Source organism: Halorubrum ejinorense, assembly GCF_039522565.1.
GTDB lineage: Archaea > Halobacteriota > Halobacteria > Halobacteriales > Haloferacaceae > Halorubrum > Halorubrum ejinorense.
In genome coordinates, this window is sequence record NZ_BAAADQ010000003.1 from 165,728 (window position 1) to 188,350 (window position 22,623).

General features: G+C 70.8%; 25 protein-coding genes. 8 read left to right on the top strand and 17 right to left on the bottom strand.

Annotation, left to right across the window (positions count from 1 at the left end; all coding sequences use genetic code 11):
• Nucleotides 1–170: 170 nt before the first annotated feature.
• From ABDZ89_RS05265 to ABDZ89_RS05275, 3 genes are read right to left on the bottom strand one after another with little or no spacing between them, the layout of a single operon-like run.
• Entirely contained in the window at nt 171–896 is a 726-nt protein-coding gene (locus ABDZ89_RS05265) for a DUF8116 family protein (RefSeq protein WP_464388591.1), read from the bottom strand.
• 59 nt (nt 897–955) lie between these two features.
• On the bottom strand, nt 956–1,639 hold the full coding sequence (locus ABDZ89_RS05270; protein WP_343777234.1) for a DUF8054 family protein: 684 nt from the start codon (nt 1,637–1,639) through the stop codon (nt 956–958).
• Entirely contained in the window at nt 1,636–2,403 is a 768-nt protein-coding gene (locus ABDZ89_RS05275; RefSeq protein WP_343777235.1) for a nucleotide-binding protein, read from the bottom strand. The genes ABDZ89_RS05270 and ABDZ89_RS05275 overlap by 4 nt, the downstream gene beginning before the upstream one ends.
• 134 nt (nt 2,404–2,537) lie before the next feature.
• On the opposite strand from ABDZ89_RS05275, the gene ABDZ89_RS05280 reads away from it, so the two are divergent.
• Nucleotides 2,538–3,974 (top strand): MBL fold metallo-hydrolase, encoded by a 1,437-nt coding sequence (locus ABDZ89_RS05280; protein ID WP_343777237.1) that lies wholly within the window; start codon nt 2,538–2,540, stop codon nt 3,972–3,974.
• 22 nt (nt 3,975–3,996) lie between these two features.
• Here ABDZ89_RS05280 and ABDZ89_RS05285 read toward each other — a convergent pair whose 3' ends face one another.
• The 6 genes from ABDZ89_RS05285 to ABDZ89_RS05310 all read right to left on the bottom strand — a co-directional run bounded on the left by ABDZ89_RS05285 (nt 3,997) and on the right by ABDZ89_RS05310 (nt 8,770).
• Nucleotides 3,997–4,236, bottom strand: coding sequence for a hypothetical protein (locus ABDZ89_RS05285; protein WP_343777239.1), 240 nt, complete (start codon nt 4,234–4,236; stop codon nt 3,997–3,999).
• Nucleotides 4,237–4,313: 77 nt separating this feature from the next.
• The gene (locus ABDZ89_RS05290) at nt 4,314–4,586 is read right to left on the bottom strand and encodes a DUF7385 family protein (protein ID WP_017342530.1); all 273 of its coding nucleotides are present in this window, start codon (nt 4,584–4,586) and stop codon (nt 4,314–4,316) included.
• 119 nt (nt 4,587–4,705) lie between these two features.
• Nucleotides 4,706–5,566, bottom strand: coding sequence for an endonuclease V (locus ABDZ89_RS05295; RefSeq protein ID WP_343777241.1), 861 nt, complete (start codon nt 5,564–5,566; stop codon nt 4,706–4,708).
• Nucleotides 5,566–6,558, bottom strand: coding sequence for a rhomboid family intramembrane serine protease (locus tag ABDZ89_RS05300; protein ID WP_343777242.1), 993 nt, complete (start codon nt 6,556–6,558; stop codon nt 5,566–5,568). Before ABDZ89_RS05300 ends, ABDZ89_RS05295 begins: the two co-directional genes overlap by 1 nt.
• Nucleotides 6,559–6,988: 430 nt before the next feature.
• On the bottom strand, nt 6,989–7,708 hold the full coding sequence (locus ABDZ89_RS05305; RefSeq protein ID WP_343777243.1) for a type I 3-dehydroquinate dehydratase: 720 nt from the start codon (nt 7,706–7,708) through the stop codon (nt 6,989–6,991).
• An 87-nt stretch (nt 7,709–7,795) separates the two neighbouring features.
• A complete protein-coding gene (locus ABDZ89_RS05310; RefSeq protein ID WP_343777245.1) occupies nt 7,796–8,770 on the bottom strand; it encodes a transcription initiation factor IIB in 975 nt (324 codons plus the stop codon).
• Between the two features lie 209 nt (nt 8,771–8,979).
• Here ABDZ89_RS05310 and ABDZ89_RS05315 point away from each other — a divergent pair, with 209 nt between their 5' ends.
• The 3 genes from ABDZ89_RS05315 to ABDZ89_RS05325 all read left to right on the top strand — a co-directional run bounded on the left by ABDZ89_RS05315 (nt 8,980) and on the right by ABDZ89_RS05325 (nt 10,772).
• Entirely contained in the window at nt 8,980–9,774 is a 795-nt protein-coding gene (locus tag ABDZ89_RS05315) for a cobalamin-binding protein (RefSeq protein WP_343777247.1), read from the top strand.
• Nucleotides 9,771–10,346, top strand: coding sequence for a DUF84 family protein (locus ABDZ89_RS05320; RefSeq protein WP_343777249.1), 576 nt, complete (start codon nt 9,771–9,773; stop codon nt 10,344–10,346). Before ABDZ89_RS05315 ends, ABDZ89_RS05320 begins: the two co-directional genes overlap by 4 nt.
• A 153-nt stretch (nt 10,347–10,499) precedes the next feature.
• Nucleotides 10,500–10,772, top strand: coding sequence for a DUF7123 family protein (locus ABDZ89_RS05325; protein ID WP_343777250.1), 273 nt, complete (start codon nt 10,500–10,502; stop codon nt 10,770–10,772).
• A 76-nt stretch (nt 10,773–10,848) separates the two neighbouring features.
• On the opposite strand, the gene ABDZ89_RS05330 is transcribed toward ABDZ89_RS05325, so the two are convergent.
• From ABDZ89_RS05330 to ABDZ89_RS05345, 4 genes are all read right to left on the bottom strand, one after another.
• Nucleotides 10,849–11,460, bottom strand: a complete 612-nt coding sequence (locus ABDZ89_RS05330; protein WP_343777252.1) for a winged helix-turn-helix transcriptional regulator — start codon at nt 11,458–11,460, stop codon at nt 10,849–10,851.
• 91 nt (nt 11,461–11,551) lie between these two features.
• Entirely contained in the window at nt 11,552–12,697 is a 1,146-nt protein-coding gene (locus ABDZ89_RS05335; RefSeq protein WP_343777254.1) for an SPFH domain-containing protein, read from the bottom strand.
• 126 nt (nt 12,698–12,823) lie between these two features.
• The gene (locus ABDZ89_RS05340) at nt 12,824–13,273 is read right to left on the bottom strand and encodes an SRPBCC family protein (RefSeq protein WP_343777255.1); all 450 of its coding nucleotides are present in this window, start codon (nt 13,271–13,273) and stop codon (nt 12,824–12,826) included.
• A 31-nt stretch (nt 13,274–13,304) separates the two neighbouring features.
• A complete protein-coding gene (locus tag ABDZ89_RS05345; RefSeq protein ID WP_343777256.1) occupies nt 13,305–15,308 on the bottom strand; it encodes a bacterio-opsin activator domain-containing protein in 2,004 nt (667 codons plus the stop codon).
• 264 nt (nt 15,309–15,572) lie between these two features.
• On the opposite strand from ABDZ89_RS05345, the gene ABDZ89_RS05350 reads away from it, so the two are divergent.
• Complete coding sequence (locus ABDZ89_RS05350) at nt 15,573–17,633, top strand: AAA family ATPase (protein ID WP_343777257.1); 2,061 nt, start codon at nt 15,573–15,575, stop codon at nt 17,631–17,633.
• Between the two features lie 21 nt (nt 17,634–17,654).
• Here the strand turns inward: ABDZ89_RS05350 and ABDZ89_RS05355 are convergent, their stop codons facing one another.
• The gene (locus tag ABDZ89_RS05355) at nt 17,655–17,870 is read right to left on the bottom strand and encodes a hypothetical protein (RefSeq protein WP_343777258.1); all 216 of its coding nucleotides are present in this window, start codon (nt 17,868–17,870) and stop codon (nt 17,655–17,657) included.
• A 71-nt stretch (nt 17,871–17,941) separates the two neighbouring features.
• Nucleotides 17,942–18,721 carry a bacteriorhodopsin gene (locus ABDZ89_RS05360; RefSeq protein WP_343777259.1) on the bottom strand — a complete coding sequence of 260 codons (780 nt, stop codon included), beginning with the start codon at nt 18,719–18,721 and terminating at the stop codon, nt 17,942–17,944.
• Between the two features lie 178 nt (nt 18,722–18,899).
• Here ABDZ89_RS05360 and ABDZ89_RS05365 point away from each other — a divergent pair, with 178 nt between their 5' ends.
• The 3 genes from ABDZ89_RS05365 (at nt 18,900) to ABDZ89_RS05375 (ending at nt 21,378) form a co-directional block, all read left to right on the top strand.
• The gene (locus ABDZ89_RS05365; RefSeq protein WP_343777260.1) at nt 18,900–19,271 is read left to right on the top strand and encodes a SlyX family protein; all 372 of its coding nucleotides are present in this window, start codon (nt 18,900–18,902) and stop codon (nt 19,269–19,271) included.
• A gap of 182 nt (nt 19,272–19,453) precedes the next feature.
• Nucleotides 19,454–20,506 (top strand): Brp/Blh family beta-carotene 15,15'-dioxygenase, encoded by a 1,053-nt coding sequence (locus tag ABDZ89_RS05370; protein ID WP_343777261.1) that lies wholly within the window; start codon nt 19,454–19,456, stop codon nt 20,504–20,506.
• A 131-nt stretch (nt 20,507–20,637) separates the two neighbouring features.
• The gene (locus tag ABDZ89_RS05375) at nt 20,638–21,378 is read left to right on the top strand and encodes a protein sorting system archaetidylserine synthase (RefSeq protein WP_343777262.1); all 741 of its coding nucleotides are present in this window, start codon (nt 20,638–20,640) and stop codon (nt 21,376–21,378) included.
• Nucleotides 21,379–21,496: 118 nt separating this feature from the next.
• Here the strand turns inward: ABDZ89_RS05375 and psmB are convergent, their stop codons facing one another.
• Both psmB and ABDZ89_RS05385 read right to left on the bottom strand, forming a co-directional pair.
• Nucleotides 21,497–22,228: an archaeal proteasome endopeptidase complex subunit beta gene (gene psmB / locus ABDZ89_RS05380; RefSeq protein ID WP_343777264.1), complete on the bottom strand. Its 732-nt coding sequence runs from the start codon at nt 22,226–22,228 to the stop codon at nt 21,497–21,499.
• A gap of 198 nt (nt 22,229–22,426) precedes the next feature.
• Nucleotides 22,427–22,603, bottom strand: a complete 177-nt coding sequence (locus ABDZ89_RS05385) for a hypothetical protein (RefSeq protein WP_343777266.1) — start codon at nt 22,601–22,603, stop codon at nt 22,427–22,429.
• Nucleotides 22,604–22,623 lie beyond the last annotated feature (20 nt).

The following is a 22,623-nucleotide window of genomic DNA, read 5'->3' on the forward strand; positions in this document are numbered from 1 at the left end:
CGAGGGCCGAAGCGTCGGAGACAGCGAACCGCCCTGCGGTTCGTACTCTCTCTGACGGGCCGTTTCCGCCTATACTTATCCACCGTTCCACGAACAGGTCCTAACACGTGTTACAGGTGTTGTAACACATCCGCGCGGCGGCGAACGCCGCCGACACCGCCTCGCTGCGGCTACGCGTCCTCGAGCCGTCGTCGCTCGTCGCGTAGCAGTCGCTCCCAGAGGCCGAAGAGGCGGCTGTCGAGGTCGTAGGCGTCGTCGACGCGTCGAACCCACGCGTCGTCGGCGAACAGGTGGCGTTGGAACCGCCGCACCTCCGGGGAGAGTCGGTCGCGGTCGCCGCCGTAGTACGACAGCGACTCCTCGCGGGTCCGGGCGACGAGGTCGGCGGGCACGTCGATCTCGTCGGCGGCGGCGACGTGGTCGAACCACTCCAAGTGAAGCAGCGAGTCGGCGAGGAGGAACCGCCCACGGAAGCCCGAGACCCGCGACAGCGCCGGTTCGCCGTCGATGAAGACGTCGGCGGGACGCGAGAACCGGGGTGCGGTCGCGGTCACGGACGCGCCCGCGGCGACCCTACCGGCGACCTTCCGAAGCTGCCGGTCGGCGTACCGGACCGGAGCGATCAGCGCGAGCTCGTACCACGTCGGCAGCCACTCGCAGTACGGCTCCGAGAACGCGCCGTCCGCGAGCAACGTCGCCGCGACTGACCGGGCGGCCGCCGGCGTCAGTTCGTCGGGCGCCGTTCGGAGCCGCTCGACGGTCCGGTCGTCGTCGAGGGCGTCGACCCCGGAAAATCCCATGCCCTCGGCGACCTCGGTCGTGTAGGCGCGACCGGCGGCGTACCAGGCGGCGAAGTCGGCGGGCGTCGTCAGTCGCAGGAGTCGGAGGACCGTGATACCGGAGGGAGGGGTCGAGTCGAAATAACCGTTCTGGAGGGGTCGACACGCGACCCGTCTCACTCGCTCGAATCGCGCCCGAACCGGGGCGAACCGCCCCGGCCTTCGAATGGGTCATCGGTCGGGGCCGGCTCTCCCGTGTCCTCGCCGGCCCCACCGGAATCGTCGAGGGCGTCGTCGAGGCCCCACTCGGCGGCGCGGTCGCGGGCCTCCGCCCGCGCCTGTTCGCGGATCGCCTCGATCCGGTCGTCGTCCTCGAGGAACGCCGCGACCGCGTCGTCCTCGTCCGCGCCGTCCCCGAGGCGCTCGTCCGGCGCGGCCTCCCGGGTCCGCTCCGCGAGGTCGGCGGCGTCGGCCAACTCGGTCGCGGCCGCGTCGGGTGCGACCCGCAGCGCGTCCTCCTCGTGAGCCGCGGCCAGGCCGTCCGCGTCGACGGCGTACAGTTCGACGCGATACGGGCCGGGGACCGCGAGCTCCGCGAGCGCGTCCGGGCCGCCGCTGTCGGTCACCGTGTTGTAGGCCAACACCGGGACGCCGTCGGCGAAGGTGATGACGCCGCGGGCCTCGCCGGACAGGAGCAGCGTCTCCTGGGGAACGAGCGTCGCGTAGCCGGTGAGTTCCCGGTCGAGCGCGCGCGACAGCGTCGTTCCGACGTCCGAGACCACCCGCGAGCGCAGCAGCGTCCCTCTCGGGATAGTGAGCGCGGCCGGCTCCGAGGGTCGCCGCTCCGACTCGCCGCTCATGGCGTGTCGGGGACGACCGCGCTGCGGAACCGGTCGGCGACCGCGTCACCGTCGCCGTCGCGCACGTCGAGCCGGGCGGCGGCCCGACGGTAGCGCGCGGCCGCCTCGCTCTCGGGCGCGTGAGCGAGCAGCGGCTCTCCCGCCCGCCGCGCCGCTCGGACGGCGTCGCTCTCGGGGACGTTCGCGAGGACGGGGCCGCCGAAGTGGCGCTCCGCCTGCGCGGCCACGTCGTCGGCCTCGCTCCGCACCTTGTTGAACAGGACCCCGGCGGTCTCGGTGCCGTACGAGCGCGCGTACTCCTGTACCTTCAGGCCGTCCGAGAGCGCGGGTATCGTCGGCTCGACGACGACCACGACGCGGTCGGCCAACACCACCGGCAGCACGGCGGACTTCGACCCGAGCGCGGCCGGCGAATCGAGCAGGAGCACGTCGGTGTCGCGCGCGAGCTCCGCCACCACGTCGCGGAGCCGCTCCGGTTCCGCGGCCTCGAAGCCCGCCAGCGAGGTGCCACAGGGGACGACCGAGAGCCCGAACCGGTCGTAGGTGGCCTCGGTCACGTCCGTCGCGGTGCCGGCGACGAGCAGGTCGTGGAGGGTGACCGCCGCGTCGTCGAGTCCGGCGTGAAAGAGGAGGTTCGCCATGCCCGTGTCGGCGTCCACGACCGTCACGTCGTGGTCCTCGGCGAGCGCCATCCCGAGCGCGAGCGTGCTCGTCGTCTTCCCCGTGCCGCCCTTGCCGCTGGCGACCGCGAACGCCTCGACCATACGCCCGCTCTCCGGTCGGTCGGGCTAAAAGCTGTCCATCGCGCGACCGGTCTCCCGGCGCGGTAGCGTCTCTCCGCGCCCCAGACGACCGGTCCGAGCGGGAGAGCTTTCAGGGTCGGACGCGAGTCGTGTACATGGTCAGAACCGTCGACGCAGCGACGTTCCGGGACATGATCGACGCGCGACGGCGCGGCGACCGCTCGTTCGCCCTCGTCGACACGCGCCCGGAGGAGAGCTTCGCGGGGTGGCACGTGGCGGACGCGATCCACTACTTCTACAAGCCGTTCCACGAGTTCGACCTCGACGACTTCGAGCGCGAGACGGGCCTCTCGCCCGACGACAGCGTGGTCACGCTGTGTGCCAAGGGAAAGGCCTCGAACGACTTCGCCGCCGAACTCGACGCGGCGGGGTACGAGGACGTCGTCGTCGTCGCCGACGGCATGCGCGGCTGGTCCGCCGTCTACGACCGGACCGCCGTCCCCATCGCCGACGGGTCCGACGCCGCCCCGGGGCTCGACATCGTTCAGATTCAGCGTCGCGCGAAGGGGTGTCTGGGATACCTCGCCGTCGGCGGACGCGAGCGCGGGTCGGCGGACCACGTTCCGGGCGCCTCGGACTCCGACGGCTCCGGCCGCGTCGCCGTCGCTGATTCCGACGGCTCCGACCGCGTCGCCGTCGCTGATTCCGACGGCTCCGACCGCGTCGCCGTCGCTGATTCCGACGGCTCCGACCGCGTCGCCGTCGCTGATTCCGACGGCTCCGACCGCGTCGCCGTCGCTATCGACGTCTCCCGACACGGAGACGAGTGGGTCGAGGCCGCCGCCGAACGCGACGCGTCGATCGCGGCGGTCCTCGACACGCACGTCCACGCCGACCACCTCTCCGGCGGCCGGGCGCTGGCGGACGACCTCGGCGTCCCGTACTACCTGCCCGCCGCGGCGGCCGACCGCGACGTGGCCGCCGAGTTCGAACCGATCGGACGCAACGAGACGCTCGACGTCGGCGGGATCGACCTGAAGGCGCTCGCGACGCCGGGCCACACCGACGACGGCGCCAGCTACCTCGTCGGCGACGCCGCGGTGCTCACGGGCGACACGCTGTTCACCGACAGCGTCGGACGGACGGAACTCCAGTTCTCGGCCGGCGAGGACGGCGAGGACGCCGAAGAAGACGACGGCGCGTCCGACCAGGGCGCCGCGGGCGCGGCCCGCCGGCTCTACGACTCGCTCCACGGCACGCTGCTCGCCGAACCCGACGACATCGCCGTCTGTCCCGGCCACTTCGCGGTCGCGAACGACGGGACGACCGGGGACGTGGTCCCGGGCGAGCCCGTGTTCACGACGGTCGGTGACGCCCGCCGCGGGATCGAGGTCCTCGGACTCGACCGAGAGGCGTTCGTCGACCGGATCACGCGGACGCTGCCGGAGAAGCCGCCGAATTACGAGTCGGTGATCGCGGCCAACCGGGGCGTCGAGACGCCGCCCGACGAGACCGCGGCGATCGAACTCGAACTCGGGCCGAACCGCTGTGCGGCGGACTCCGGGTCGGGCTCGACGGCCGACGACGACTGAGCGCGGCGGGGTCCCACCCGGCTCAGTCCCCCTCGGCCTCCAGCGTCTCCACGCGGTCGCGGAGGTCCTCCTTCTCGCGGACGAGCGCGTTCACGGTCGCTTCGAGGTCGGCGACGCGGCTCAACAGTTCGAGGTAGGCGTATCCGGCGGACAGCCCGACGACGAGGCCGACGACGCCGCCGAGGAGGAAGCCCACGGCGGTCGTCAACAGCATGAACAGCGCGTCGGCGAGGTCGTCGAAGCCGATCGGGAGGGCGACCATGCCCCCGTTGGCGGCGGACCGCTCAAAAAACGCGGGGCTCGCGGCGTCCGAACGCCGGGGTCCCCGCCGCGGCGGACTCAGTCGTCGTGAATGAAGACGAGCCGCTTCGAGTCCGTGTTGACGAGACAGAGGTCGATCCCGTCGCGGGTCGCCCCGATCTGCTGCCAGCCGTGGTCGCTGACGAACAGCGTCTGGAAGACGCCGCGGTCGCAGTCGGGGTTCGGACAGCCGACGCCGGCCGCGTTCTTGTACACCGTCGTGCCGCCGCCGGAGCTCTGGCGCACCAACCCGTCCGTCAGCGACCGGAACTCCTCGGCGGACATCGGACTCTCCGTGTCGTCGTCTCCCATGTGTTCGCGTTCGCAGGCGATCGTCTAAAAACCGCCTGCCCGTGACAACTCATGGCACGAGCTGCGGCCGTCCGCGCTCCGGGTCGCGCGTCGGCGTCTCTCTCAACTCCGTCGACGCTTCACTCCTCGTCCCGCTTCGCGGCGTCCGCGTAGGCGTCGGCGAGCCGCGTGGGTTCGGGGAGCTTGTAGCCCGCACACAGCGCGTCGACGAGGTCGACCGCGCTCGCGGCCGAGACGCGGTGCCCCGGGCTCACGTACAGCGGATTCACCCGCTTGCTCGTCGGGTACTGCCGCGACTGGAAGGCGTGGCCGATCACGGTCCCCGTCTCGGCGGTCGTCACCGCGTCGCCGGCGCGGACCGGCGTTCGCCAGCCGGCGGGGCGCTCGTCGGTCGGTTCGTCCGGCTCGCCACAGAGGAGGCTCTTCGCGACGCCGACGCTCGGCACGTCGTGAAGGACCCCGACGTGCGTCGCGAGTCCGGCCTCCCGGAAGTGGATCCGACCGGAGCCGTCACAGACCAGCAGGTCGGGGTCGGCGTCGAGGGCGTCGAGCGCGGCCAGGATCGGCCCGCCCTCCCGGAAGGCGAGGAGTCCGGGAACGTACGGGATCGAGAGCGGGGTCGTCGCGCTCGCGTACTCGATCACGTCGCCGTCGCGGAACGCGACCGCGGCGGAGACGGCGGCGTCGGGCGCGTCGGCCCGGTCGGTGCGGAACGCCTGATCGACGCCGACGACGACCGGGGCGTCCGCGTCGTGCGCGGTCGCCGAGTCCGTACCCGCGTCGAGACACGCCTGGTCCCCGTCGCGAGCCGGGGGGAGTCCGTCCGCGAGCGAGGCGGCCTCGCTGACGGCGACGCCGGCCGGGTCGAGCGCGTGGTCGTCGTCGAACGTCGCGGCCGCCGCGATGTCGCGCTGGAGGGCCTCCATCTCGTCCCGCGAGAGCGAGGGGTCCGGCCGGAGGTCGGGCCGGGCGAGGGGCATCAGAACCGACCGCCGGGACCGCCCGGCCCGCGCGGGCCGCGAGCGCTCCCCATCGAGACACCACCTCCGCCGCCGGCGGACCGGGCGAGGCCCTCGTTTCGCTTCCCGAACCCGAGCCCGATGGCGAAGCCGATCAGGTGCGCGAGGTGGGCGATTCCGCCGGCGGCGCCGCCGCCGCCGGCCAGGAGGCTCCGGACCACGAGCACCGCCGATACCAGCGCGATTCCCCACGTGAGGTACTTGATCTTCATCGGAATCACGAAGAAGAGGAGCACCTGCATGTTCGGCCGCCAGACGGTGAGCACGCCGAGGATCGCGAACCCGGCGCCGCTGGCGCCGAGGATGCCCGCGAGGGGGGCGCTCGTCGCGATCGCGAAGAGGATGTGACCGAGGCCGGCGATGATCCCGGACGCGAAGAAGAACGCGACGAACTTCTTCGACCCCACGGCGCGCTCGACGAGCGGGCCGAAAAACAGGATCACGACGCTGTTGCCGATGATGTGGTAGAGGCTCACCGGCGAGTGCGAGAGCACGGAGGTGACCACCGTCCAGACGTTGCCGAGCGCGTCGGGCCGGAGAACGAACAGGGTGTTGTGGAGCGTCGGGCTGATCCCCCAGAACACGATCAGCTGTGCGACGAAGGTGGCCCAGATCGCCGCGAGGATCGCGTACGTCGCGTTGTTGCGGAAGAAGCTCACGAACCCCCCGGTGCTGGTTTCGCGGTCGATACGGCGCTTGACCCGGTCGATTACGCCGCCGGCACTGCCGGTTCTCACGGTACGGCCGCCGCCACCTCTCGCGCCCCCACCGTCGTTCCCTTCGACGCTCTCGTCGAACCCGCTGTCGAAGACGCCGCCGGGGTCGTCCCACTCGGCGAGGCCGGGACAGTCGTGGTTCTCGGGGAGCCGGTGCTCGGCGCAGAACGTCTTCCCGCACCGCTTACACTGGTACGGGAGGTTCTCGTACTCCCCGCACACGTCGCACGTCGCCATTGGCGTCACTTACGCGGGCGGTCGTAAAGCGGTTTGGCTCTCGTACGAGGCGCTCGGATTCCTCTCGGGCGCCGTCGCGTGCTCCGGTACCTGATTGGGATCGATATCCGATTCGAATGCCACCGAAGCCCCAGCCGCGAGGCGGGCGCACGCTCGCTGTCGTTCGAGACGCCTCCGGCGTCTCGTGACGACGAAACGGCGGAGCCGTTTCGAACCATGCTCCTCGCTCAGTCGCTATCGCTTCCTCGCTGCGGTGCTTGCGTCCCCTGCGCCCGCCTCGCGGCTGCCCCTCCGAGTCCCGCCCCGCACGGCACCGCAGCCTCACGCCTCCCCAGCCTCGTCGGCCTCCCTTCGGTCGGCCGACTCCCTCGCGCGTGCTGTCTCGCGCCCTCCGGGCGCTCACAGGCACGCGCCACCGCGGGTGAGAGAATCAGTCCCCGCTCGGATCTCCTGCCTCGCTCGCCCGCAGGTCGTCGACGAGTCGCCGGAGCGTCGCGAGCGAGTACTGGCCGGGGGCGGTCGCGTCCGCGGCCTCCACCGGCGCGTAGCCGATCTTCGAGCCGTAGACCGGCGCGACGGCGCGGGTGTGGCGCCCCGCCTCGCCCATACACATCGTCGCGACGCGGTGGCCCGCGGCGGTCGCCTCGTGAGTGGCCTCCAGCATCGCCAGCGCGTCGGCCGGGGCGGTCGCGGTCGTCGCCAGCTTTCCCACGTCGCCCTCGCTCGCGGCGTCCGCGAGCAGGTCGACGAGCGCGGCGGGTTCGGGGGTCGACTCGAAGTCGTGGACCGACGCGACCACGTCGACGCCCGCCTCGCGGGCGGTCTCGCGCAAGGCGACCGCGTGCGACTCCTCGGCGTCGTCCGGTCGCGTGCCGCGCAGCGCCGCGAGTTCGACGTCCACGGCCGCGACCGCGTCGTGATCGACCGCGGTCGAGAGCGCGTCGTACCGCGCGGTCCCGTCGGCCTCGCCGCCCTCCCACGACGCGCGGTTCGTGACGAGAAGCGGGAGGGCGCCGTCGTAGCTCGCCAGCTGGTCGAGCGGGGAGTTTGCCAGGTCCATTCGGAACTCCACCGCGTCCGCGTGGGCACGGGCCGCCGGCTCCTCGCCCAGGTCGGCCGTGCTCGCGGCGAGAACGAACTCTTCGAACATGGCTCGCGGTTCACTCGCCGGGGTCTTAGCTGGTCGGGGTCGGGGCGATCCGACAGAAACGTTCGGACCGCGGAGTCGGTCGTGCGGTTACGCGACGAGTCCGTCCTCGGCTTCGAGGAGCTCGTGGTACCGGTTCCGGATGGTGACCTCGGAGATGTCGGCGACCTCGGAGACCGCGGCCTGCGTCGTCTTCTCGTTCGTGAGGAGGGCGGCGGCGTAGACGGCGGCCGCGGCGAGGCCCACGGGCGACTTGCCGGAGTGGACGCCCTTCTCCTTGGCGTTGCGGAGGAGGCTCTTCGCGCGCATCTCGGACTCCTCCGAGAGCTCCAGGTCGGAGGCGAAGCGGGGGACGTACTGCTCGGGGTCGGCCGGCTTCACTTCGAGCTTGAGCTCGCGGACGACGTAGCGGTACGTCCGCGCGATCTCGGCCTTCTCGACGCGCGACACGTCGGCGATCTCGTCGAGCGAGCGGGGGACGCCGGCCATCCGCGCGGCGGCGTACACACAGGAGGTGGAGACGCCCTCGATGGAGCGGCCGGGGAGCAGGTCCTCGTCGAGCGCGCGACGGTAGATGACCGAGGCCGTCTCGCGGACGTTGTCCGGGAGCCCCTGCGCCGAGGCCATGCGGTCGATCTCGCCGAGCGCCTGCTTGAGGTTGCGCTCCTTGGAGTCGCGGGTGCGGAACCGCTCGTTCCACTTGCGGAGCCGCTGCATCTTCTGGCGCTGGCGCGCGCCGAGCGAGCGACCGTACGCGTCCTTGTCGCGCCAGTCGATGTTCGTCGAGAGCCCCTTGTCGTGCATCGTGTTCGTGGTCGGGGCGCCGACGCGGCTCTTCTCGTCTTTCTCGCGGGAGTCGAACGCGCGCCACTCGGGGCCGCGGTCGACCGAGTCCGCCTCGACGACGAGCCCGCAGTCGCTACAGACCGTCTCGCCGTGTTCCTCGTCGTTGACGACGTGTCCGCCACACTCCGGGCAGCTCAGCGTCTCGTCAGTCTGTTCCGATTCTTCCTCGTTCGTCTCCGTTCGGGAGCGACTCCCCCGCGTGTGTATTCGTTCACTCATAGCTCGGTTGCCCCCGGAAACTGAAACTGCCCGGAAGCGATCTTAGTTTACCGTCGACGGAACACAACTTAAAACGACCGGAACGTGTCGCTCGAAACCCGACGAAAGAACACGATCTATCACGCGTTTTCGTCGGTCTCTCGACGGACGGGGATCGGTGCGCCGCCGCGACCGAAACGGTTGAGCGGATCGCGGACGGAAGTGGCTCCATGACCGAGCCCCGCGTCGTCTCGCTGGCGCCGAGCGCGACCGCGACCGTCGCCGCGCTCGGGGCAGCCGACCTGCTCGTCGGCGTCACGCATCACTGCGACCCGCCCGCCGACGCCGGCGACGCGCACGGGACCGACGGCCCCGCGCCGATCGGCGGCTGGCTGAACCCCGACCTCGACCGCGTCGACTCCCTCGACCCCGACGTCGTCCTCACGAGCGACGGGCTTCAGGCCGACCTCGCGGCCGACTGCCGCGACCGCGGGTTCGACGTGGCCCACCGCGAGCCGGCGACCGTCGACGACGCCGTGGCTGGGTTCGCCGCCCGCGGCGCCGACGTGGGGCGCCACGAGGCCGGCGAGCGACTCGCGGTCGACGCCCGCGACCGCCTCGACCGCGTCGCCGACGCGGTGGCCGACCGCCCCCGTCCCACCGTCTACTGCGAGGAGTGGTCCGACCCGCCGATGGCCGCGGGCAACTGGGTCCCCGGCGCCGTCCGCGCCGCGGGCGGCCGCTACCCGTTCGTCGACCCCGGCGAGCGCTCCCGCGAGGTCGACCTCGACGCCGTCGCCGCGGCCGACCCGGATCACGTCGTCGTCCACGTCTGCGGACACGGCGACCGGATCGACCCCGAGACGGTCGAATCGCGCGACTGGGGGGTCGACGCTCCCGTCCACGTGATTGACGACTCCCTCCTGAACCAGCCGAGCCCCGCGCTCCTCGACGGGATCGAACGGCTGGCCGCGCTGTTCCATCCCGACGCGTTTTCGGTCGCCGCCGACCACCCCTCCGTATGAGCACTCTGCGAGTCGGCGTCGGCAGCGGCAACCCGGTGAAGCGGCGAGCCGTCGAACTGGCGCTCGGGTCGGCCGCGGACCTCGACCTCCCCGGCGAGCCGACCGGCGTCGCGATCGACTCGGTCGCCGTCGACTCGGGCGTGAGCGAACAGCCGACGGGCCACGTGGAGACGATCGCCGGCGCGGAGAACCGGGCCGCGGCCGTCCTCGAATCCGGGCGATCGGAGCCGGACGCGGCCGCCGACTACGACCTCGGCGTCGGGGTCGAGGGCGGCGTCGCGCGCTTCGACGGGACCGACGGCCTCTTCCTGATCATGTGGGCGGCCGTCGCCGACGGCGAACGGGTCGGCCGCGGCGCCGGCCCCAGCCTCGCGCTCCCGGCGGACGCCGCGGCTCGGGTCGACGACGGCGCGGAGCTCGGCCCCGTGATGGACGACCTCCTCGATACCGAGGGCGTCGCGAAGCGCGGGGGCGCGGCCGGCGCGCTCACCAACGGTCGCGTCGACCGCGCCGAGGCGCTCGCGGCCGCGGTGAGCGGGGCGCTCTGCCCGTTCGTCTCCGACCGCTACTGAGTCGGGCCCGCCCGGCGTCGGGGTTCGAAGACCGTACCCAAATGGAGCGTCGAGCCGCCGCTCTCGGCGGTCGTGTGGACGAAAACCGCAAGACAGCGGCGTGTTAACTCCCTCTACCAACCGCCTTATGCGGGATGTCGACGTGGTACCCGTATGAGCACTGTCCCGCCGGACGCGGCCGCGGAACTGGACGCGGTCGCAGTCGAGTCGCACGACCTCTCCGCGAAGCAGGCCCGCATCCTGGGATACCTCCGCGAGAACGCGACCGACCGGACGTACTTCAAGTCGCGGCTGATCGCCGACGACCTCGACCTCTCCGCGAAGGAGGTCGGCGCGAACATGGGTGCCGTCGCCGACGCGGCCACCGACGTCGACGTCGAGAAGTGGGGCTACTCCTCGGGGACGACGTGGATGGTCACGACCTGACTGACGCGTCGCTCGGCAGACCGGCAGTCGTCTCGACGAGTCGCTTCGTTCGTCCCTCCCGCTCCCAGCGGCGCTTTCAGGGGTCGTACCTGACCAGCGACGCGGCGTCGTCGGCGAGCGCGACCGCCTCGGCGTCGAAGGAGTCCGCGTACCGGACCACGAGCGTGAGCAGCCGCTCCGGCTCGGTCAGCGCGTAGCCGTCGGTCCGGTCGAGCAGGCCGGCGCGCTCCAAGTCCGCGGCCGCGGCGCTTATTGTCGGCCGGGAGACGCCGAGAGCGTTCGCCAGGTCGGCCCCGGTCGCGTCGGGGTCGCGCAACAGCGCGAGGATCATCCCGCGCGGGGTGTCCCGGCGGAGGTAGCCGAGCGCCCGTTTGTCGGTCTCGTCGAACCGGCCAGCCGGGAAGAACCGGCGGTAATCGGCGTCTTTCACCGACTCGATCGCTCCCGACTCCTCCAGCTTCCGGAGATGGTACTGCGCCTCGCCGGTCCCGAGTCGGAGGTCGTCGCGGAGTTTGGAGAAGTGCGCGCCGGGGGTCGTCGGCACGTAGCCGCGGATCGCTTCCCGCGTCTCGTTGGTGTCCGCGTCCCCGTCGGCCGCGCTCGCCGTGCCGACGAACGGCGCGGCGGCTCCGACCGCGGCGAACCGGCGGAGCGTCTCCCGTTTCCGTCCGTCGAACCCCTCTGTCACGAGCGTATTAGTCTACGCCTCGACAAAAGCACTTCGCTCGGGGACCGGTTCGGTGCTGAATATCGGAGCGTCGGCGGCGTCTCGCGCCGCTTTAGCTCTCCTTTTCGACTTCCTCGCCCTCGATGTCGGCGCTCACCTCTTCTTCATCCATCTCTTGGATGACCTCGTTCGCGGACTTGATGCTCGCGCCGGAGTCGCCCGCCTTCACGGCCTCGGCCTCTTTCTCGAGCTCCTCGACGTCCATCTCCGCGGACTCTTCGATCTGGCCGAGGATCTCGTCGATGTCGTCGAGCCCGAGCATCTTGCGAGTGTCGGCGTCGAACTCCTTGCCGTCGAGCCCCTCCATCTGCTGGACGTCGGAGCCGGAGAGGGCCTTGCCGTAGCGGCCGACCAGACTCGTCAGCTCCTGCGGGAGGACGAAGGTCGTGGACTCGCCTTTCCCGATCTCTTCGAGCGTTTCCATGCCGCGCTCGATGATGGCGCGTTCGCCCATCGACTCGGCGGAGCGGGCGCGGAGGACGGTCGAAATCGCGTCACCCTGCGCTTCGAGGATCTGCGACTGCTTTTCACCCTGCGCGCGGATGATGTTGGACTGCTTGTCACCCTCGGCCTGCTCGACCGCGGAGCGGCGTTCACCCTGCGCTTCGAGGATCATCGCGCGGCGGCGGCGCTCGGCGGAGGTCTGCTGCTCCATCGCCTGCTGGACGTCCTTCGAGGGGTTGACCTCGCGGACCTCGACGCTCTCGACGCGGATCCCCCACTCGTCGGTGGGTTCGTCGAGCTCCTTGCGGATCTTCGCGTTGATCTCCTGGCGCTTGTTCAGCGTGTCGTCGAGTTCCATGTCGCCGAGGACGGCCCGGAGGGTGGTCTGTGCGAGGTTGGAGACGGCCTTCTTGTAGTCGTCGACCTCGAGGAACGCCTTCTTGGCGTCCATCACTTTGATGTAGACGACGGCGTCGGCGGTCACCGGCGAGTTGTCCCGCGTGATCGCTTCCTGGCGGGGCACGTCCAGCGTCTGCGTCCGCATGTCGAACGGGTACGTTCGGGAGACGAACGGCGGGATGAGGTTGATACCCGGTTCGAGCAGCTTTCGGTACTCACCGAAGACGGTGAGGGTCTTCTTCTCGTAGGCGTCGACGATCTCGAACGACTGCCAGAGCGTGACGACCACGAGCAGGAGCGCGAGCAGCCCGACGCTCACGAGCCCGAAACCGAGTTGGAGGGGGATCAGATCCATACCTCTCACTTAGCGCATCGCACGCTTAATAGTTCGCCCGCCACCCCGTCAGCTCGCGGTCTCCCGGCCGCGCAGTCGCAGACTCCGTCGCCCCTCCGCGGGGTCGCAGCGCGCGGTCGCCTCCCCTCAGCCGCTCCCGTCGAACCGCGCCGCGACGTTCTCTAACGCCGCGCGGAGCTGTCGCTCGTTGAACCGGCGGATCACCGGTGCGCCGGCCTTCGTGATCGCGTTCTCCGGCAGGCCGTACGTCGCGGCGTACGTCAGCTCCGTCCCCCCGTCGACGGGCGCGAGCCGGAGGTCGATGGTCCCGGAGAGTCGCCCGCGGAGTTCGAACGCGTGGCGCTCGGGTGGCTCGTGGACGGTCTGGACGATCTCGCCGTCGATGCCGACGCCCGCCATCCGGTAGGTGTACGCGAGGCGCTTCCCGCCGTTCGCCAGCGGTTCGACGTCCCGCACGTCGGTGAGTCCCGGCGTGATCGCCGCGTGGTTCGCCGGATCGTCGAGGAACGCGAACACGGTCTCGGGGTCGGCCGCCACGCGGATCGAGTCGCTCGCGGCGAACGGGTCGTCGCTCATCGCTCGCCGCGGCCTCCCGCCGCTCTCCGAGTCATTCGTCCGACCGCGGGTCGACGTACGCCTCGACCAGCTTCCGCTCGGCCGCGCGGAGATGCTGGTGGAACGTCTGCCGGGTGATCCCCATGCGCTCTGCGATCTCCGACCCGTCGACCGGGCGCGGCCACTCGAAGTAGCCGTTCAGCTCGGCGGTCTTCAGCGCCGCGCGCTGCCGGTCGGTGAGCCGCTCGTCGACCGCCGCGGCGAACTCCGCGACGGTCCGGTCTCTGCTCTCGCGCTCGACGCGCGACCGGAGCTCGACGCCCTCGTACTCCGCGCGGAACACGTCGAGGATCGACCGCACGTCGCGCTCGGGCGGCGTCTCGATCGTGAGCGTCGCCGCGTCTGCCGTCGCGGTCGCGCCGACGAGGACGCAGCCGTGGTCGGCCAGCTGCGTGAGCGGCGGCGACTCGGTGACGGTGACGGCGAAACTGACGCCGCCGTTCGTCTCGGAGACCAGCCGCATCGACTCGACCATCGGCAGGTCCTCAACGTCTTCGAGGCTCACGTCGCTGCTGTCGACGCGGAAGTACAGCTCGCCGGCGTCGTCGTCGAGGCGCGTCGTCCCGAGGTGTTCGATCTGCCCGCCGACCGCGTCGGCGATCCGGGTGAGCACCGCCGTCGGATCGCGGATCTCGACGACGATCTCACAGACCCGGTCCGTGGTGAGGATCCGGGTCGTCTCGACCGAGTGGAGGCCGTTGGCGATCATCTTGCCGACCGACTCGCACACCTTCCGCTCCCGGCGGTCGAGGACGTTCGCGCCGTTGCCGTATATCCCCAACACTCCGTACCGCCGTTTCCCGTACGTGAGCGGGACGACGAGCAGCCGCGTCCCGCCGACGGACTCCGGCGCGAGCGGCCCGTCGCCGCCGCCCTGGACCGAGCCGCCTCGAAGCTCCTCCGCCTCGATCGCCTCCTGTACCTCGACCGGCGTCTCCTCGACGGCGAGGGTCGTCCCCGGCTCGACCGCCACTCCGCTCGCGGCGTCGATCTCGAAGCGCCCCGTCGCCGAGGAGACCTCGCCGATCCAGGCGCCGGCGTAGTCCGGCTCGTCGGCGACGACCTCACAGACCCGCTTCGGGATGACCTCGGGGTCCCAGTTCTCGACGAGGATCCGGCTGATCTCGCTGAGGAGCCCGTTCACCCGACCGAGTACCCTGTCGAGCGCGCGCCGCTCCGTCGCGAGCTTCTCGGCCCGCTCCTCGGCGAGCCGCTCCGCGGCCTTCCGGTCGCTGACGTCGTTCTGGAACCCGACGTAGTGCGCCAGCTCCCCGCCGTCGTCGTAGACCGGTGCCACCGTCAGCTCGTTCCAGAAGGGGGTCCCGTCCCGCCTGTAGTTGCGTATCTCGACGGTGACCTCCTCCTCGTTCCGGATCGCGTCCGATATCTCCTCGACGGTCTCCGGGTCCGTTCCCGGTCCCTGGAGGAACCGCGGATTGCGGCCGAGCGCCTCTTCGACCGAGTAGCCCGTGTGGTCCTTCCAGGCGTCGTTGACGTACACGAGCGGGTAGTCCGGCAGATCGGGGTCGCTGATGCTGATCCCGATCGGCGCGTCCTCGACGGCCCGCGTGACCTCGCCGGCCGTCGGCTCGTGATCGGAGATGTCCTGCCGCGGCTCGGAGTCCGCGACCCCCGAGGAGACGGCGGACACGTCGGCCACGAGCCGTTCGATCGACGCCGACCCGTTCTTCTGGAGGAACCTGTCGACGCCGTTCTCGAAGGCGGCCTCCGTCACCGCGTCCTCGTCCGTCTCGGTGAACATCACGACCGGCACGCCGGTGTCGGACTCCTCGATCGCGGTCGCCAGCGTCACCCCGTCGTCGCCCGACAGCGCGTACTCACTGACGACGCAGTCGTACTCGCCGGTCGTCGCCTTCGCGACCGCGGACGCCGCGGTGTCCGTCCGAGTCACGTCGAAACCCGCAGCGTCGAGCGCCGTCTCGATCCGATCGCTCCCCTCGTCCGGATGGACGAGCAGAGCCCGAGCGTTCGCCATGCCCGACCGTTCGAACCGGTACGGGTTAATGGTTGCCAGTCTTCCTACGCGCCGGCTCGTCGCGGTTCGATCGCTCCGCGGTCTCCGCCGTCGCCCGATTCTCGTCGGTCCGACCGCGCCTCGACCGCTCTGCGGACGGGGATCGCCGGGCCCCGACCACGGTCAGTCAGGCCATGACTACTTTGTGCTCGCTGAGCGTAGCGATCGCCGTATGCTGTCGACGACCGTCGCCGGCGGGCCATCCCGCGATCGAATCCGAGAGCAATGACCGTGCGCCTCCCGGTTCAGAAGCCGCCAGCGTCGCTTCCCGAGGGCCGCGTCGGACTCTCTGCGGCAGCCCTCGCCGACCTCGGCGTCGCACCGGGCGACTCGGTCGGCGTCGAGGGCGTACACACCGTCGTCGCGCCGGTCGACGCGGTCGACGAGACGGACGGAGCCGTCTTCCTGTCCGAGCGGCTCCGCGAGACCGCCGGCGTCGAACCGGGCGACACCGCGGCCGTGGCTGCCGCGGACCTCCCGGCGGCGTCGTCGGTCACGCTACGGCTCCGGCAGTCCGTCGACCTGGCCCGCGGCGAGGACGCCATCCGCCGCCGGCTGCACCGCCGGGCGATCGCCGTCGGCGACGAGGTCGAGGTCACTCGCCTCGGCGGCGCCCTCACGCTCCGGTTCGACGTGCTGGACGTGGCCCCCTCCTCGCCGGCGGTCGTCGGCGAGGAGACCGACATCGTCGTCAGGGCGGACGACGGCACGACCGAGGTCGTCGCCGAACGGCCGAGCGAGGACGGGCCGAACGTCGTGCAGACGGCGACGTTCGAACGGCTCCGCGACGCCGTCTCGACCCGGTTCGAGGCGGCCGAGGCCTTCGAGTCGGCCGGCTACCCGACGCTGGGAATCCTCCTTCACGGCCCGCGCGGCTCGGGGAAGACGACGCTAGTCGAGGCCGTCGCGGCCGCGACCGACGCGACGCTCGTCCGCGCCTCGGCGGCGCGGCTCCGCGGCGAGCGGACCGGCGACCGGACCGAGCGACTCGACCGGCTCGTCGAGGCCGTTCCTCCGGGCGAGCCGACCGTGGTCCTCCTCGACGACCTCGAAGCGCTCGGGGCCGAAGACGGCGGATCGGCGCTCGCCGACCGGCTCCGCTCCACGGTCGACGAACTCCGCGACGGGGACCGAACGGTCGTCGTCGGCGCGACGACCGACCCGAGCGGCGTGCCGTCGGCGCTTCGGCGCGGCGGCCGGTTCGACCGCGAACTGGAGGTCGAACCCCTGACGACCGCGGAGCGCCGCGACGCCCTCGAATCGCTCTGTGAGGGCGCGCCGCTCGCGATGGACGTGGACTTCGAGTCGGTGGCCGAGCGGCTCAACGGCTACGTGTTCGCCGACCTGGTCGTCCTCGCGGACACGGCGCTGGAGCGCGCGATCCGTCGCGACGGTCGGACCGCCATCCGGATGGCCGACTTCGAGGCCGCGCTCGACGAGGTCGAACCCACCGGACTCCGCGAGGTCACGGTGGAGTTTCCCGCCGTCGGCTGGGACGAGGTCGGCGGGCTCGACGCGGCCAAGCGGGAACTGGTGCGGGCGGTGTACTGGCCCCTCGAGTACGCCGACCGCTTCGCGGAGCTGGGGATCGACCCGCCGTCCGGCGTGCTGCTGTACGGGCCGCCGGGCACCGGGAAGACGCTGCTCGCGCGGGCCGCGGCGAGCCTCAGCGACGCGAATTTCATCCCGGTTAACGGCCCCGAGCTGCTCGACAAGTACGTCGGCGCGAGCGAGAAGGCGGTCCGAGACCTGTTCGCCACGGCGCGCGACAACTCGCCCGCCGTGATCTTCTTCGACGAGGTCGACGCGATCTCGCCGAAGCGCCGCGGCGACGACACGGGCGCGGGCGAGCGCGTGGTGTCGCAGCTGCTGACCGAACTCGACGGGCTGGAGCCGCTGACCGACGTCGTGGTGATCGCGGCGACGAACCGGCCGGACAACATCGACGAGGCGCTGCTCCGGCCGGGCCGGATCGAGAAGGCGGTCGAGACGCCGCTCCCGGACCGGGACGCGCGTCGCGAAATACTCGCCATTCACGCCGGGAAGACGCCGACGGCGGTCGACGTCGACCTCGACGCGCTCGCCGACCGCACCGCCGGGTACAGCGGCGGCGACATCGCGGCGCTGGTCCGTGAGGCCGGACTGCTCGCGATCGAGGACGCGATCGTCGACGACGGCCCGGCCTCCGACTCGATCATCGGGCGCGATCACTTCGAACGCGCGCTGGCCGAGACGTCGCCCTCGACCCGCGACGGGCGCGGCGACGCCGAGCCGCCCGCGGAGTAAGGGTTCGTAGCTGCGCCGGAACTACTCCTCGTGGAGGTTGAGTACGAAGTAGGCGACGCCGAGCATAGCGATCAGCTCGACCGCCGCCATCGTCCAGAACGTCACGCTAAACCCCGCTCGCGACTCGAAGGTCGGAATCAGGAAGATCCCGGCGAGCGCGATCACGAGGCAGACGGCGAGTCCGACGACGGACCGTTTGTTCATCGCTGGCGGCTGTTCGGTGTCGGTGTCAGTCATATGGAAAAATGAATGGTGAAAGTCGGTTGGTGCGGTGCGATACGGTCACGGAACGGTCGACGGGTCGACCGTTAGTCCGCGGCCTGGGCGTCGGCGCCCGCGGAGGGCTCCGGCGCCTCGGTGTCGCCGAGGATGGCGCGGCTGCGGAGCAGGACGAACCCGAATCCGACCTTCGCCGTCACGTCGAGCACCATGAACAGGAGCGTCTCGACGCCGAGGCCGACGACGCCGGCTCCCTCGGTCCCGACGATCCACAGGATCGGGTACGCCGTCCAGAGGACGGCGACCAGTGCGGTCAGCGTGTTGAAGGTGGTCTGTACGTCCTCAGAGAGCTCCGAAGCCGCGCTCCGGAGGCTCGTGAGGAGGTAGTAGAGCACGAAGATGAACGCGATCGTGCTGAACAGCCACCAGGTGTACCGCGCGAGCGGCGTCTTCGACAGTGCACCGATGAGACCGGTGACGATCATCAGCGCGTCGACGCCGATGAGCGTGCCGATGGTCACGCGGTCGACCTTCGCGAGGAGCGCGAGGTCGAGCAGCAGCAGCGGCGTCGTGAACAGCCAGTCAGCGTACCGGGCGTAGTAGATGTCGAGCACCTGCCCGCTGGCGAGCTCGACTTCCGTCAGGCCGATACCGAAGAACATCGCAAGGTACGCGGCCGACGCGATCCCCGGCACCAGGATCGTGATGGCGTAGTACTCACGGGCCTCCTTGTTCGTCACGCCCCAACCGCGGGCGATGAAGTAGAAGGTGCCGATGAGCATTAGTATCGTGCCGATTCCCAGCCAGAGTGTCTCAGGCCGACCGTCCCCAAGGAGGTCAGCCCCAGCCTGTAGCGCTATCGGGTCCATACCCACTTCCTGATACTGTATATACTCTATTGAGACCGATGCCAACCCAGTCAGGTATCGGCGGCCACAGCGGGTCAATCGCGAGGGGGTCTCGGCGGTCGTTGTCCCGACCGCGTCCCCGCTCGGGGGGAACCTTGTCGGGCTGAAAGTAATGACCCTGGGGCACGTTAGGTGGCACATGGCCGAAGACGAAGCCGAAACGGAGACCGAATCGATCGAGACCACCGCCGAAGCGGAGGCGGAGGAGACCGACGACGTCACCATCGATGTCGAGGCGATCGACGCCTACGAACAGCGCATCGACGAGCTGTCCACCGCGGTCGAAGAGCGCGAGGAGACGATCGAGGACCTCCAGTCGGTCGTCGAGGAACAGTCCGAGCAGATCGACAAGCTCGAAGACCAGTTCCTCGACCTCTCCGCCCGCGTCGCCGACGGGCGCAACCTCGGCGTCTGCCCCGAGTGTAACGGGCCGACCGAGAAGAAGGAACGACTGTTCCGCTCGGACACGATCGAGTGCGTGCGTTGCGGCGAAGTGATCCACACGTACTGACAGCGATCGCGGCTCCCGTGGCAACGAGCCGCACGCACCGAGCGATTTTGCGGTCCCGCGACGTTCGCACCGACCGTCCCCGTCGAAACGCTCCGGAGGGCGTCCTCGCCGCGACGAGGGGAATATAAAATACCCAATAATGACGACGAGGCCCTAACCCCGTACCGACCGTACGTCCGTCCATGTCGACATCGACGGTGAGCCCGGTGCGGCGGCTCCTCGGTGAACCGGAACGGACGGCCATCGGTGCGTCTCGCGCGTCGCTGCTCCTGCTCGCGGTCGGCTTCGGCGCGCTGTCCGCGGCGGGCACCGACGTGTCGCTCCGAACCCAGATGATCGCGTACCTCGTCGGGATGGTCGCGTTGAACCTCCCGCACGGCGGCTACGAACACTTCTCGAACCTCCGACGGCGAGGGGTCCCGTTCGGCGCGCGGTACGTCGGGCTCTACGTCGGCTTCGTCGCCTCGTTCGTGGCGCTGTTCGTGGTCGCGCCGCTGCCCGCGCTCGCGCTCGCGTTCGGGACGGCCGTCGCGAAGGGCGGCCACGGGGACCTCCGCGTGATGGACGCCTTGGTCGGCACCGACCACCTCCGGACCCGTTCCCAGCGGGCGCTGGCGGCGCTGGTCCGCGGCGGGGCCGTGATGCTCGTCCCCGCCGTCTTCTGGACGGAGACCTTCTACGGCTTCACCGGCATCATGCTCGGCGTCTTCGACGGCCAGTTGGCGGGTCCCGCCGCCTCCTCGCCGGAGGCGTTCACCACGGCGATCGGCGCCGCGTACGGGCTCGCGGTGCTCGTCCACCTCGGCGGCGGGCTCGCGACCAGCTGGCGCTCGACCGGCGGCGTGAGTCGGTCGTGGCTCCTCGACGCCGCCGAGACGCTGCTGCTCGTCGCGTACTTCGCGCTCGTGCCCGTGGTCGTCGCCATCGGTCTCTACTTCCCGCTTTGGTACTCCATGCGGCAGTCGGCGCGGAGCATGATCGTCGAGCGCGAGCGGCCCAGCCGGACCGAGGGCGTCTCGCTCGTCGTGGCGTGGGGCGTCCTCGTCGTCGGCGCGCTGGCCACGGCGGGCGTCGCGACGGCCCTGTGGACCGTCGCGCCCAACCCGCTCTCCGGCGGTTCGCTGCTGTCTGGCGCCGTCGCCTTCTACACCATCTTCGTCTGTGTCATCGCGATGCCGCACGTCGTGGTCGGCGAGTGGCTCGACTTCGGCCGCGGCATCTGGCACGTGCCCTGACGGCCGGTCTCCGTTCTGTCCGGTCTCGTTCTCACGGCGCCGCGGCCGTCGCCGGCGCGTGAATCCCCGGCGGTCGGCCCGCAGTCGACGAGATAACAAGCCCTAAAACCCGCCTCGTCGACCGATACGGTATGCCTCTGCGGTTCGTTCGGCGCCTCGGGCTCGCGGACGCGGTGACCGTCGCCAACGCCGGCGTCGGCTTCCTCGCCGTCGTCGCCGCGACGGTCGACGTCGCGCTCGCGGCCCGGTTGGTGCTCCTCGCCGCCGTCGCGGACGGGCTCGACGGGGTCGTCGCCCGCCACCGCGGTTCGACGCCGGCCGGCCCGTACCTCGACTCGCTGGCGGACGTCGCCTCCTTCGGGGTCGCGCCCGCCGTCCTCGTCGCGGCCGTCGTTCGCGACGGACGCTCGCTCGCGACGGACCCCGTTCTCGTCGCCGGCGGCGTGGGCGCCGGCGCGCTGTTCGTCGCCGCCGCGGTCGCCCGCCTCGGGCTCTACACCGCCGACGAGGACGGCGCCCGCGAGACGGTCGGCGTCCCGACGACGCTGGCGGCGACGGTGCTCGCGGCCGCCGTCATCGCCGGCTACACGGCCCCGTTCCTCCTCGTCGCGGCGACGACCGCGTTCGCGCTGCTCATGGGCACCGGCGTCACCTACCCGGACCTCCACGCGCAGGACGCGCTCGTGATGGGCGCCGTTCAGGCGGCGGTGATCCTCACGCCGGCCGGCCACATGGCGACGAACGCGCTTCCCGCGTGGATCGGGGAAGGGTTCGCGTTCGCGCTGCTTTTCCTCTCGTGTGGCTATCTCCTCTTCGGCCCGCGGTTCTACTGGGGCGACGGGATCCGCGCGCCGCCGGGACTCAAGCGGTGATCCCCGGCCGATCAGGGGATCGGTCCCGTCGGTAGCGCTTTCGGGAAAATTCGAGACAGTGTGTCGATACGGAGGGGTCCTCGACCGCGAGCCGTCCTCGACCGCTCGGCGTGACCGCTTACAGGAGGCCGTCGAAGTCCTTGTGGCGGGTGATGTCGACGCCATCGTCGGTGACGACGGCGACGTTGATCCCGTTGCCGGACGCGAGGTCGCGCTCGACCGCGGACTGGATCGCCTTCGCGGCGATGGTCTCCGCCTCGTCGATGTCGACGTCGTCGTGGTACTCCTGTTCTAAGACACCGAGCGCGTACTGCGACCCGGAGCCGGTGACGGTGTACTCCTCTTCGGTCGTGCCGCCGAGGGGGTCGATGGAGTAGATGTGCGAGCCCTCGTCGTCGACGCCGCCGAGGATCGGGCTGACGACGAAGAACGCGCCGGAGCGGAGGAGATTCCCCGTCAGAGTCGACAGCGCTTCCATCGACATGTCCTTGCCGCGGCGGGCCTCGTAGAGGCTCGTCTCGGCGCGGAGCGTGGAGATGAGATTCTGTGCCGGGGAGACGGAGCCGGCGATGGTGAGCGCGCCGCGGGGGTGGACTTCCTCAACCTTCTGGACGTCCTTCGAGGAGACCATGCCGCCGAGCGAGGCTCGCATGTCGGTCGCGAGAACGACGCCGTCGGCCGTCTTGATCCCGACGGTCGTCGTCCCCGTCTTCATGCCCTCGCCGTCGCCTCCGGCGGCGGCGCGCTGCTCGCTCTGGTCGAACTCGCCGAGCTCCGGTCCGAAGACCGGCTGGTCGCGGCCGAGTTCGACGGACGGGCCGTCCGAGAGGTTGTCAGTCGGTGTTCGCATTAGCCATCTGTAAGCCCGGCGCGCTGATAAAAGCAACCCTTCGGGGGCCGCCGACCGGTTCCGACGAGCCTATCCGTCGCCGCGGAGCGATCGCCCGACGGGACCGGGTTCGAACCGTCCGTCGCGATCGACGACGCCGGCGCTCCGGACCGGTTCGGAACGAAGTCTGACGCGAAAAAGGCGGCCGAGCGCCGGCGATCACTCCTCGCTGACGGTCTCGTACGCCTGACCCGTCGTCTCGACGAGTCGGCCGAGGGGAACGTTGATACCGAGTCGCTGGCGCGCGAAGACGGCCACCGGGAAAAGCGAGATCCCGGCGGCGACGGTCGCTTGGTGGAGCCCGAAGAGGGCCGCCGTGCGGATGCGGTCGAACATTGGACTTCTGGCCTACCCGA

Excerpts from the sequence above, each read along its gene's own strand:
- ABDZ89_RS05270 (WP_343777234.1), bottom strand. The coding sequence starts at position 1,639 with ATGAGCGGCGAGTCGGAGCGGCGACCCTCGGAGCCGGCCGCGCTCACT.
- ABDZ89_RS05275 (WP_343777235.1), bottom strand. The coding sequence starts at position 2,403 with ATGGTCGAGGCGTTCGCGGTCGCCAGCGGCAAGGGCGGCACGGGGAAG.
- ABDZ89_RS05280 (WP_343777237.1), top strand. The coding sequence starts at position 2,538 with ATGGTCAGAACCGTCGACGCAGCGACGTTCCGGGACATGATCGACGCG.
- ABDZ89_RS05285 (WP_343777239.1), bottom strand. The coding sequence starts at position 4,236 with ATGGTCGCCCTCCCGATCGGCTTCGACGACCTCGCCGACGCGCTGTTC.
- ABDZ89_RS05290 (WP_017342530.1), bottom strand. The coding sequence starts at position 4,586 with ATGGGAGACGACGACACGGAGAGTCCGATGTCCGCCGAGGAGTTCCGG.
- ABDZ89_RS05295 (WP_343777241.1), bottom strand. The coding sequence starts at position 5,566 with ATGCCCCTCGCCCGGCCCGACCTCCGGCCGGACCCCTCGCTCTCGCGG.
- ABDZ89_RS05300 (WP_343777242.1), bottom strand. The coding sequence starts at position 6,558 with ATGGCGACGTGCGACGTGTGCGGGGAGTACGAGAACCTCCCGTACCAG.
- ABDZ89_RS05305 (WP_343777243.1), bottom strand. The coding sequence starts at position 7,708 with ATGTTCGAAGAGTTCGTTCTCGCCGCGAGCACGGCCGACCTGGGCGAG.
- ABDZ89_RS05310 (WP_343777245.1), bottom strand. The coding sequence starts at position 8,770 with ATGAGTGAACGAATACACACGCGGGGGAGTCGCTCCCGAACGGAGACG.
- ABDZ89_RS05315 (WP_343777247.1), top strand. The coding sequence starts at position 8,980 with ATGACCGAGCCCCGCGTCGTCTCGCTGGCGCCGAGCGCGACCGCGACC.
- ABDZ89_RS05320 (WP_343777249.1), top strand. The coding sequence starts at position 9,771 with ATGAGCACTCTGCGAGTCGGCGTCGGCAGCGGCAACCCGGTGAAGCGG.
- ABDZ89_RS05325 (WP_343777250.1), top strand. The coding sequence starts at position 10,500 with ATGAGCACTGTCCCGCCGGACGCGGCCGCGGAACTGGACGCGGTCGCA.
- ABDZ89_RS05335 (WP_343777254.1), bottom strand. The coding sequence starts at position 12,697 with ATGGATCTGATCCCCCTCCAACTCGGTTTCGGGCTCGTGAGCGTCGGG.
- ABDZ89_RS05340 (WP_343777255.1), bottom strand. The coding sequence starts at position 13,273 with ATGAGCGACGACCCGTTCGCCGCGAGCGACTCGATCCGCGTGGCGGCC.
- ABDZ89_RS05345 (WP_343777256.1), bottom strand. The coding sequence starts at position 15,308 with ATGGCGAACGCTCGGGCTCTGCTCGTCCATCCGGACGAGGGGAGCGAT.
- ABDZ89_RS05350 (WP_343777257.1), top strand. The coding sequence starts at position 15,573 with ATGACCGTGCGCCTCCCGGTTCAGAAGCCGCCAGCGTCGCTTCCCGAG.
- ABDZ89_RS05355 (WP_343777258.1), bottom strand. The coding sequence starts at position 17,870 with ATGACTGACACCGACACCGAACAGCCGCCAGCGATGAACAAACGGTCC.
- ABDZ89_RS05360 (WP_343777259.1), bottom strand. The coding sequence starts at position 18,721 with ATGGACCCGATAGCGCTACAGGCTGGGGCTGACCTCCTTGGGGACGGT.
- ABDZ89_RS05365 (WP_343777260.1), top strand. The coding sequence starts at position 18,900 with ATGGCCGAAGACGAAGCCGAAACGGAGACCGAATCGATCGAGACCACC.
- ABDZ89_RS05370 (WP_343777261.1), top strand. The coding sequence starts at position 19,454 with ATGTCGACATCGACGGTGAGCCCGGTGCGGCGGCTCCTCGGTGAACCG.
- ABDZ89_RS05375 (WP_343777262.1), top strand. The coding sequence starts at position 20,638 with ATGCCTCTGCGGTTCGTTCGGCGCCTCGGGCTCGCGGACGCGGTGACC.
- psmB (WP_343777264.1), bottom strand. The coding sequence starts at position 22,228 with ATGCGAACACCGACTGACAACCTCTCGGACGGCCCGTCCGTCGAACTC.
- ABDZ89_RS05385 (WP_343777266.1), bottom strand. The coding sequence starts at position 22,603 with ATGTTCGACCGCATCCGCACGGCGGCCCTCTTCGGGCTCCACCAAGCG.